We start from the raw sequence: 10,516 nt of genomic DNA on the forward strand, positions 1-10,516 counted from the left end.
ACTTTCGAATTTCTAATGAATTGTAGGGTAACTTATCAACTAGTAAAAAGTGTACTCTTCCAATGCATAAAACTTGCTCATTCAAAATTCTATTTGAAGCAACTTACTAAATTACCTTAACCAAATATTTATGAAATCAAGACTTCGTTCAAGATGGTACCGCTCCTCTGAGAAACCTTTGGAAACTTCTTCCCAAAGCCAAAAAAGTAAAGAACCTTTTGGTGAAATAACTGCAAGCTCGAAGAAGCTCCAAGACGACCTTTCAAATGCAAAACCTCCGCCAATCCGTGAGCGTGGAAACCAAGGTCAAAGAAAAGGAAGATCAGATTATCAAGGTTCTAATGAAAATCGTGAAGGGCGTAACCGCCCACAAAGACCTAGAAATCCCAATCGAGATTCAAGAAGGCAAGAGGGAAACTCTGAAAACAAAGAAAAAAGTCGCCCTAGTAAAGAAGACAGGGCCAGGAAAGGAAACCATGAGAGAAATCCCTCTGACCCTCAAAATAGGAAACCTAGAAGACGAAAAAATAAGAATCATTCCGAAAGTAAAAGGAACGACACCAGAAATGAACCGAAATTAAATAAGAAGGAAGAAAAAGTTCCCAAAAAATCGGGGCTCGGTGGCTTTATTTCTAAACTTTTTGGGGGTTAATGCTTGAGCAATTAATTGCACTCCTTCACTTTATTTAAGAAGTGGAAGTTTTTAGAATTTGTGGAGGTCCACCACTCAAAGGGACAGTTAATATAAGCGGGTCAAAAAATGCTGCTTTGCCAGAGTTTGCTGCGACTTTACTTAGTCCAGAGACGAGTACTTTAAAAAATGTCCCTGATTTAAGTGATGTTCAATTTATGGCCGAAATTCTTTCTGAGCTTGGTGCGCAGGTGGAACGCATAGATCGGACGACATGGAAAATTAATCCTAGAAATATTGCCCATAGAGCTCCCTATGAATTAGTCAGAAAGATGCGGGCCTCTATTTGCTTGCTCGGTCCCTTGGTCGGTCGATTAAGAATGGCAGAAATTCCTATGCCTGGGGGTTGTGTTATTGGGCAAAGACCTATCGATCTACATATCAAAGCTTTGGAATGTCTAGGCGCTACAATTGAACTGGAAAAAGGGATTGTAAAAGTAAACGGACAAAACTTAAAAGGGAGCAAAATTTTTCTAGGAGGTAGACATGGTAGTACAGTCACCGGTACCACTAATGCCATTATGGCAGCTGTATTAGCTCCAGGTATTACCAAAATTGAGAGTTCAGCTTGTGAACCAGAGATCATCGATTTGTGTAAAATGCTAATTAAGATGGGTGCCAAAATTAACGGAACCGGGTCGCATATTCTAGAAATTGAAGGTGTATCAAAATTGAATGGCTGTACTCATGAGGTAATGCCAGATAGGATTGAAGCAGCAACCTATGCAATCGCGGCTGCAATTACTGAAGGTGAAATTATTCTTAACAATGCAAGAGCTGAACACCTGGGAAGCTTCATTAATGTAATGCAGGAAAGTGGAGTAATGATCGAAGCCCTTTCCTCTAATCAAATGAGGGTTGGATTAAATGAGAGTGAACTTAATTCTCTCGAAATTATTACCCTGCCCTACCCTGGATTCCCCACTGATTTACAGGCTCAGTCCTGTGCTCTGGCTTGTAAAGCGAAAGGAATTAGTATCCTTACCGAACGAGTCTACCCAAGTCGATTCATGCATGTCCCTGAACTTATGAGAATGGGGGCAGATATTGCGATGGAGGGATCGAGCTCAGTAGTAAAAGGTAAAAGCAAGCTAACAGGAGCTCCAGTAATGGCTTCCGACTTAAGGGCAAGCGCAGCGTTAATTTTGGCAGGACTAGCCGCAGAAGGAGAAACTTGGGTGCAAAGAATTTATCATCTCGATCGAGGGTATGATGCCTTTGAAAAAAAACTCCAAGCCCTAGGGGGTATCGTGGAAAGAATTCCTGAATCAAAACTTCCAAAGTCCTTCTCTACTTTCTAATAAATCTTAATCGAATGAATGAAGAACAATTAAAAGGGAAAGATTTTATGGACCAATCTATACCGCCATCCAATGAGATAGATGCTGCTTTACGCCCCCCCTCATTTGCTGACTTCACTGGGCAAAAGAAAACATTGGAGCGCCTAGAGGTTATGGTGGGGGCAGCATGTACTCGCGAAGAACCCCTAAAGCATATTCTGTTGTGCGGTCCTCCGGGATTAGGGAAAACGACTCTGGCGCATATTATCGGGCGAGAAATGAATCGGGAGGTTCGAGTTACCTCCGGCCCTGTTATTGATAAGCCAGGTGACTTGGCAGGCTTACTGACCAATCTGCAAGAGGGAGACCTTCTCTTTATTGATGAAATTCATAGGATTCCTAAAACTGTGGAAGAATACCTTTATTCTGCTATGGAAGACTACCGAATAGACATAATGATAGACCAAGGGCCTAATGCTCGAAGTGTTCGTCTTGATATCCCCAGGTTTACCCTTGTCGGTGCTACTACTCGAGTGGGATTGCTGACATCTCCGATGAGAAGTAGGTTTACCCTTCAGACACGACTGGATTATTATAATCGAGATGATTTGACTAAAATCGTACTGAGAAGTTGTAATTTACTGGATTGTGAAATCAATCAAGCAGGTGCGGATGAAATAGCCGGGCGGGCAAGAGGCACTCCCAGGATCGCCAATAATCTAATTCACTTTGCCCGAGATTTTGCTCAGCAAAGAGCCGATGGTAAAATTTCGAGAGAAATTGCCAATGAAGCACTTGAATTACTTGAAATAGATAGCCGGGGATTAGACGAAATGGATAAACGAATTCTTCGCATTATCGCAGAAAACTATAAAGGTGGCCCCGTAGGATTAGGAACTGTAGCAGTTGCCGTAGGGGAAGAAGAGCATACTCTTGAAGAGGTACACGAACCTTTTTTAATCCAAGAGGGCTATCTCAAACGCACATCTCAAGGTCGAATGCTTACCTCAAAAGGTTGGAACATAACCGGGTTATCCGAAATCCAAGATCCAAATTCAGGGCAAACTACTTTTATTTAATTCAATTCCCTTCTTAACATAGGGGAATAAGTGCAAAAACGATCCTGACACAGTCTCTGGTCGTGTTCTAATTAATTCTTCAATCTCCTGAGTAGGATATTCAATTATTTGGAGAATTTCATTCCGATTAAATCGAATCTCTTTTTCATATTTTAAAAGATAAACTCGAACAAATTCATTACCAGTTTCCAGGCATGGACTGGCCCGGAACACTTCAATAAATAATTTACGATCTGCTACGATTCCTAACTCCTCCTCGCATTCCCGAACAGCAGCACTCAAATAGTCTTCACCGGCATCAACATGACCCGAGCAGCTGCTTGTCCATAGGAATGGATCCACATCCTTATTACCCGATCTCTGTTGTAAAATCCAATTCAGTGAGTTCGCATTTACCAGTACATGTATGGCTCGATGAAACAGGTTATCACGATGAACCAGCCCTCTTGCTAATTGTCTTATTGGACGATCATTTAAATCAACAACATCAAATTTTTCTGTCATTCTTGTAGTTCATAAAAATAATTTAAGTTTATTGTTGGCTAATTGTAGATAGTTAACCTTATTCGAACATATAGTGGATGTAAATTTCAAGATTTTAGGTTCAAGCAGTTCTGGCAATGCTGCTTTATTACAAGCAGCGGGCGCGTCAGTCTTAATAGATGCGGGCATGTCGGGTAAAAAATTAGAATTACTTTTAAATGAAGAAGGCCTTTCAGCAGAAGCGTTAGATGCAGTCTTTCTTACACACGAACATAATGACCACTCCGCTGGCGTTCGTGGATTATCAAAGTTTGGAAGACTGCCTTTTTTTGCAAATCAGGATACTATTCAAGCAATTCAGCCCAAGTTACAAAAAAGGCCCAATTGGAAAGTATTTGAGACTGGTAAGCAATTCAGCTTTGGTCCATTCAAAATTCATCCATTTAGTGTCCCCCATGACGCGTATGATCCAGTTGGCTTCTATTTTGAATGGGGAAAAGATGACCTATTTAATCCACATTCAAGTCTCGCATGGGTGACCGATCTGGGCTATGTGCCCACCTTGGTCAAAGAAAGAATACGACAAGCCAAAATATTAGTGGTGGAAGCAAATCATTGCTCCAAAATGCTTGAGGATGATCAAAAACGTCCTTGGAGTCTTAAACAGAGAATCAGGGGCAGGCATGGCCATCTTTCCAATGATAACACATTTGAAATGCTTGAGTCTATCGAAGGATCATGCTGGGAGAAAGTTTTCCTTATGCACTTGAGTAAAGATTGTAACGACATTAAAAAAGTTCAGGATAAATTTGCTGGCTTAAGGGGACAAGGCTCTAGGTTTTCCACATTTGTAGTCGATCCAAGTTCGGCAAAAACAATTCCAATATGAAAAAATTAGATAGACAAACAAAAGTGATTGCAACGATTGGACCGGCAACGGAGAGCGAAGAGATGCTGGAAAAACTGATTCTAAAAGGGGTGGATGTCTGCCGGTTAAACATGGCCCATGCAGACCATGATTGGGTACGTATGATATCTTCTAGAATACGTTCTGTGGGAGTCAGGTTGAATCGTGAGCCCGCAATTATGATGGATGTAAAGGGACCTGAAATTCGTACCGGCTACCTTCACAAGGAAGTGGAATTAAAAAAAGATGATCTGCTAGATATAGTGTTCGTAGCTCAACCTGACCCTCCACAATACGAGGGGATTTGGCAAATTGAAGTAAATTATGACAAACTTGCTGATCATATAAAATCAGGGGATACTGTCTTAATAGATAATGGCCTAATTCCTTTATTAGTGATCGAATCTTCCGCGAAGCGAATCAGATGTAAAGTACTTCAGGATTCCATCCTAAAGAGCCGTAGACATGTCAACCTACCCGGAATCGAAACTGGACTGCCCTCGCTCACCGAAAAGGACAAAAGAGATTCGAAAGTGGGAATTGAATGTAAACACGATTTTTTCGCACTCTCGTTTACACGTGATGCCGATGCCATTGATTTATTTAGGCGTTTCCTTCAAGATAATGGTTCGGACGCCCACATTATTGCAAAATTAGAAGATCAAAAAGGCGTTTCTAATATTGATGAAATTATTACTGCATCAGATGCGATTATGATTGCACGAGGTGACTTAGGAATTGAATGCCCTTTTGAGGATCTTCCCATTATTCAGAGAAAAACAGTTGGAGCCTGCTTGACGAATGGAACGCCCGTTATTGTTGCGACCCATCTGCTCGAATCGATGATTGAATCCCCCGTTCCTACAAGAGCAGAAATTAGCGATGTCGCAAACGCTGTAAATGAGGGGGCAGACTGTTTAATGTTAAGTGGAGAAACTACCACCGGTAAGCAACCACTTGAATGCCTAGATATCCTAAACCGAATTGCCTCAAAAACGGAGTCTGTCCTGGTACCGGGTTTAACCGATGAACTGCGCTTATTCCGACCGAAAGCGAAGATGCTTCGATCCGCTGCTATGTTGGCGATGAAAATGAAAAATTCCGCCGTTCTCGTTTTCACTCGAAGTGGAGACCTTGCCGCAAAATTGGGGGCACTGCGTCCCAATGGTGCCCCTCTATTTGCCTTTACTGATGTCGATGGCCTACACCGACGATTGCGTTTAATTTGGGGAATTGAACCCTTTATGATGGATTTTTCTGATGACCCCGAACTAACGATTCAAAATGCAATCGAGAAATTAAAGGAGGAAAGCTGGGTCGAAATTGGGGACCAACTCGTGACAGTTACTAATGTTCTTGCTAGTGGTAAAATAGTAGAAAGCATTCAACTTCGAGAAGTGGATTAAATTACGGTCGTCGGAACTATCTATTTTTCCAAATCATTTTTACAGAAATTACAAAAACGAGAACAAAAGGAATTCCGGTTGCCACCCAATCTGATATAATACCTTTCTCTCCCAATGCATCGCATAAAGAACGAATAATATAAAACACAAGAATATAGAACAAAGACAGTCCGGTAATAAAACCAACTGACCTCTGCTCATTTCGTAGTGATAGAGCTAGTGCACACATCACCGCCAAAAAGCAACCCGGTACATTCCAAAGAAGTTGTGTTCTCCTTAATCGGTACGGATTAAGTTTGGATGAATTTTGATTGGGAAAGTTGTCTATTAATTCGCTTAGTTTTTCAAAACTTAAATCCTGGGGCTTTGCTTGTAATAAAGCAAAGGGAGTAGGGTCATCAAAAACCTCTGGCAAGTGGAGCTCTGTAAACCTTTTATTATACCTTGGACTACTAGTCCTGAAATTTAAAATTTCATCAAAAGAATTCACAGATGGATCCCAAAAAATACGGTTATTTTTAACCACAGGGATTCCACCTGAAGAAGAAAATCCTAAAAACACCCCATCCTTAAAATGCCAACCTTTATTACTCAGTCTTGCTGACTCAGACCGAATTCGATACAGCTCGCTTCCATTTTCATCGTAGCAATACAAATGAATTTGTTTTGCAGTGCCATGAAGAAGGTCAAAACTTTGGAAATACCAAGTGCGGTGGACGGATTGTAATCTCATTTTGAAAGAGGAGACTATTGTATTCTTTGTTGGCTCGTCCCCACCAATAGAATTTTTAAACCACTGTTCTAACTTTTCTGTATCTTGACTATACCAAGATAAAAAGGAAATTATTATTGCTACTCCGATAATCGGGCGGGCAATAAAGAAAGGAGAACAACCAGAAGTATCTAATGCTAATAACTCACGATTTTTAGCCAAAAACGAAAAAGTAAATAAGGTCGCTACAAAACAGCCAATCGGAAAGAGCCACGATAAATAACTGAGTGCAAAGCGGGTAAATAAAACCAAGAATGTGCGAAAAGATTTAATTTCTAAAAACTCGTCCTGGTCCGTTAGTAATTGTAGAAAGAGCAAAGAATAAAGTACGAGGAAGCAAAGCCCAAACCACTTTAACCATTCGCAAATCAAGTATTTTTCAATAATTTTCAATTTTTATTTAGTTTCGAGTAGGATGTTGATCACAGCCAACCGCGTCAAAAGCAATTCATTGTTAAATTCGAATTGTCTACTGTAAAGATTTTCTTTGATATGTAATTAATAATGAAATTCCTAAAGTCGTTCTTTCTTCCATTGATATATTTCTTAACTGTCCAGAGTTCTCATGCAAAAGAGACAATCAGTTCGGCAAGTTGGCAGGATAACATAGATCAGTTTTTTGGAGAATTTATTGTAGCTCCTCTTGCTTCATTTTTATTTTGGCCGATCCCTGGTCTTCAAATGCCTCTCATCGTCGCATGGTTACTAGGGGGAGCAATTTTTTTCACCTTCAAAATGGGATTTGTAAATATTCGCTTTTTCAAACATGCAATTGATTTAGTAAGGGGAAAGTACGATACTCAAAATAGTAAAGGTGAAGTTACTCACTTTCAAGCGCTCACCACTGCCCTTTCCGCAACTGTTGGACTGGGAAATATTGCTGGAGTCGCCATTGCGATTGGCACGGGTGGACCCGGTGCAACATTCTGGATGATCCTGGTTGGTTTTCTTGGAATGTCTTCCAAGTTTACCGAATGTGTACTGGGTCAAAAGTACCGAAAAATAAGAAAAGACGGAAGAATAATGGGCGGGGCAATGCATTATTTATCGGAAGGATTAAAAGAACTTAAACTTAAACACTTAGGTGGTTTACTGGCGGGTCTATTCTGCCTGCTATGTATTGGAGGATCGTTTGGTGGAGGAAATGCCTTTCAAGTGGTACAATCCTTAGATCTAATCAAAACGGTCTTTCCCTTTCTATCTGTCTATCCATGGGTGTACGGACTAACCTTATGTATTCTTGTAGGGCTTGTAATTTTGGGAGGTATTCGAAGTATTGCAAAAGTGGCATCATACATCGTTCCTTTTATGTGCGGTATTTACCTTATTGCTTGTACCTACATTTTATTCATTTTATCAGACCAAATCCCAAGTGCTATAAGCTTAATTTTTCAAGAAGCGATGAATCCAAGCGCGGCATTTGGAGGTTTTCTTGGCGTATTAATTATAGGAGTAAAAAGAGCTGTTTTCTCAAATGAAGCAGGGATTGGCTCAGCCGCAATTGCTCATTCTGCTGCAAAAGTCTCCCACCCAGTAGAAGAAGGAATTGTGGCGTTACTCGAACCTTTTATTGACACGATTATTGTCTGTACGATGACTGCACTCGTTATAATTGTTACCGGTTCCTACTTAGATCCTTCAAACCAAAGTTTCATTGCAAATAATCAAGGGGGTGCACTTACATCTGCCGCAATGGGAAGCGTAATTTCATGGTTTCCATACTTGTTATCAATTGCCGTTTTTCTCTTTGCGTTCTCCACAATGATATCATGGTCTTATTATGGTGAGAGGTGCTGGGTTTGGCTATTCGGGGATAAATCCTCCTTTATTTATAAAACGATATTCTTACTATTTACATTTTTAGGATCGATCATTACCGCTACCAACATTTTAGATTTTAGTGATTTAATGATATTAGGAATGGCTTTTCCAAATATTCTAGGTTTATTTTTATTAAGTAATAACGTAAAAAATGACTTAGTTGCCTACGAAAAGATTAAAAGATAATCAGCAAAATCATTTGACAACTAGCTTTTTATGCTATCAATGTATATGATACTATTAGACAAACCCCTACAAACCTTTTATAATGGACGAAGATTCCTTACACATTTCAGACTCTGACGAAGCAAAAGCCTCGATTTCCCGTTTGCTAAAAGCAATCGAAGGTTGGGCAACCAAAGAAAGTCAAAAAGGAGAGTTAGAACTCACTGCATTCAGTGCAGCACTCGCCTCTGGCTTAATCTCTTTTCACGACTTTACATCTAAGGACTGTAGGAACAGTCAAAACTTGATTGGTGCAGTTTCACGGGCTAAACAACATATTGATAAAGAGCATAAGAAGTTCGATTCTGAAATCGACAAAATGCACATTAAATTTGCTCAGGAAATGGAAGAGTTGGATCTCAAGATCATTCGTGACCGAAAAGAATTTAAGAATTACTTGATCTCAGTTATTTACGCCGAAGAATATAACAAGCTAAGGTTGGCCCTAACAAATATTTTCGAGACATTAGACGCCAAATCGAAGTACGAAAACGCGAGTACTTAGTTGTACTAGTTAAGGTTCTATTTCATGAACCGTAAGCCCAGATAAAGCCAAATAGGTGTAGTAAGTAAACACCCAACCATTGTAGCAAGAATTGCTCTCATTGCCGTGGTTGTGTCACCCGAGTAATTCTTAACAATGACAATTGCAAATATCCCGGCGGGCATAGCAGATTGGACTATCAAGATATCTCTGAACCACTCCATTCCGATAGGTATTGGACCTTTAAGGGCATAACAAAAAATAAGTAGCGGGAAGATTAATAACCTGACAAGTATTGCTGAAGACTCGACTCGTAATCCAGTTGAAAGTTTAAAGTTTTTTATCAAATCTGAAAAATTGCCTCCTATTAAGAGTAAACCTATTGGAATCGCACAAGAACCAAGTAAGGTAATAATTTCCCATAAGAAAGACGGTATCATTTGCTGTCCCCCTATCTCCCTTACAGACACTGCCAAAATAATTGAAATGATTGGTGGATTCAATAAACGAATGAATTTAAATTGATTCGAAGCAAGCACCCAGATTCCTGCCGTCCAAATTGCTGTTTCTACCCCAAGATTAAAAAGGATGATCTTGGCAATAATTTCCTCGCCAAAAATTGATGCGGCAACTGGAAAAGCAAAGAAACCATAATTAAAAATTCCTGAACAAAACGTGAATGATGAAATGGCTGTTGCCTTCACTCCCATCAATTTTGCAACGAAGTAGGAACATCCAAAACCTAAGCAAATACAAATAAACCCAGCGGAGGTAACAACAAAAAAATGCGAAAATGAAAGCGTATCCTGATTACCCACCAAATGATAAAAAAAGAAACACGGATACAGTACCCTTACCGTCAAAACACTTAAAGATGCATCTGCCTCGACTCGTAACCACCCCCCCCTCCGACACAACCCGCCAATTAAAAGAATAAACAAAGGGGGAGAAATCGCCGAAATTATGTCCAAAAAATTTGCCATCAAATAGTAATATAAAGAATAAACTATTTCCTATCAATAGGCTTTAATTTTATTAGCTGAAATCAAATGATTTCTCTACAATTTGAAACCCTTTTTACTACCAAAAAATTAATAATTACTCTTCTTGGGAATGATTATTGAAGAGTTCAATTAAATTTTTAATTTCTAAATCTTAACATGACTCTCATTGCAACGCTTTTTGAATGAAATCAAAATAAGGAAAGTGACAGTTTCTAAGAAACTTATTCAGAATGGCGCCCCCACGAGGAATCGAACCTCGATCTACGGTTTAGGAAACCACTGTTCTATCCGTTAAACTATGGGGGCGAGAGTATATTATCTCAGTTTTATAATTATTTACAAGCCTGAGGTTGCATTAAAATCA

Annotated in this window: 10 protein-coding genes and 1 tRNA gene; 7 read left to right on the plus strand and 4 right to left on the minus strand. The window is 39.7% G+C overall.

Going from position 1 to position 10,516, the window contains the following annotated elements:
• Positions 1-266: 266 nt before the first annotated feature.
• The 3 genes from ACKPQ5_RS08530 (at position 267) to ruvB (ending at position 3,050) form a co-directional block, all read left to right on the plus strand.
• Positions 267-581 (plus strand): hypothetical protein, encoded by a 315-nt coding sequence (locus tag ACKPQ5_RS08530; RefSeq protein ID WP_407678683.1) that lies wholly within the window; start codon positions 267-269, stop codon positions 579-581.
• 112 nt (positions 582-693) lie between these two features.
• On the plus strand, positions 694-1,992 hold the full coding sequence (murA, locus tag ACKPQ5_RS08535) for a UDP-N-acetylglucosamine 1-carboxyvinyltransferase (RefSeq protein WP_407678684.1): 1,299 nt from the start codon (positions 694-696) through the stop codon (positions 1,990-1,992).
• 14 nt (positions 1,993-2,006) lie between these two features.
• Entirely contained in the window at positions 2,007-3,050 is a 1,044-nt protein-coding gene (gene ruvB, locus ACKPQ5_RS08540) for a Holliday junction branch migration DNA helicase RuvB (RefSeq protein WP_407678685.1), read from the plus strand.
• Here the strand turns inward: ruvB and ACKPQ5_RS08545 are convergent.
• Positions 3,027-3,554 (minus strand): NUDIX hydrolase, encoded by a 528-nt coding sequence (locus ACKPQ5_RS08545; protein ID WP_407678686.1) that lies wholly within the window; start codon positions 3,552-3,554, stop codon positions 3,027-3,029. The two genes, ruvB and ACKPQ5_RS08545, sit on opposite strands and share 24 nt — an antisense overlap.
• Positions 3,555-3,627: 73 nt before the next feature.
• Between ACKPQ5_RS08545 and ACKPQ5_RS08550 the strand changes: the two genes are divergently transcribed.
• Positions 3,628-4,422, plus strand: coding sequence for an MBL fold metallo-hydrolase (locus tag ACKPQ5_RS08550; RefSeq protein ID WP_407678687.1), 795 nt, complete (start codon positions 3,628-3,630; stop codon positions 4,420-4,422).
• Positions 4,419-5,846: a pyruvate kinase gene (gene pyk, locus ACKPQ5_RS08555; protein WP_407678688.1), complete on the plus strand. Its 1,428-nt coding sequence runs from the start codon at positions 4,419-4,421 to the stop codon at positions 5,844-5,846. The genes ACKPQ5_RS08550 and pyk overlap by 4 nt, the downstream gene beginning before the upstream one ends.
• 16 nt (positions 5,847-5,862) lie before the next feature.
• Here the strand turns inward: pyk and ACKPQ5_RS08560 are convergent, their stop codons facing one another.
• Positions 5,863-7,011, minus strand: a complete 1,149-nt coding sequence (locus ACKPQ5_RS08560; RefSeq protein WP_407678689.1) for an LptF/LptG family permease — start codon at positions 7,009-7,011, stop codon at positions 5,863-5,865.
• 111 nt (positions 7,012-7,122) lie between these two features.
• Between ACKPQ5_RS08560 and ACKPQ5_RS08565 the strand changes: the two genes are divergently transcribed.
• Together ACKPQ5_RS08565 and ACKPQ5_RS08570 are read left to right on the plus strand one after the other, a co-directional pair.
• Positions 7,123-8,625 (plus strand): alanine/glycine:cation symporter family protein, encoded by a 1,503-nt coding sequence (locus ACKPQ5_RS08565; RefSeq protein WP_407678690.1) that lies wholly within the window; start codon positions 7,123-7,125, stop codon positions 8,623-8,625.
• Positions 8,626-8,707: 82 nt separating this feature from the next.
• Entirely contained in the window at positions 8,708-9,169 is a 462-nt protein-coding gene (locus ACKPQ5_RS08570; RefSeq protein ID WP_407678691.1) for a hypothetical protein, read from the plus strand.
• A gap of 17 nt (positions 9,170-9,186) precedes the next feature.
• Here the strand turns inward: ACKPQ5_RS08570 and ACKPQ5_RS08575 are convergent, their stop codons facing one another.
• Together ACKPQ5_RS08575 and ACKPQ5_RS08580 are read right to left on the minus strand one after the other, a co-directional pair.
• Positions 9,187-10,131, minus strand: a complete 945-nt coding sequence (locus tag ACKPQ5_RS08575) for an AEC family transporter (RefSeq protein WP_407678692.1) — start codon at positions 10,129-10,131, stop codon at positions 9,187-9,189.
• 252 nt (positions 10,132-10,383) lie between these two features.
• Positions 10,384-10,458 (minus strand) — tRNA-Arg (locus ACKPQ5_RS08580).
• Positions 10,459-10,516: the final 58 nt, after the last annotated feature.

Source organism: Candidatus Seribacter sulfatis (assembly GCF_964187635.1).
GTDB classification, from domain to species: Bacteria; Verrucomicrobiota; Verrucomicrobiia; order Opitutales; family Seribacteraceae; genus Seribacter; species Seribacter sulfatis.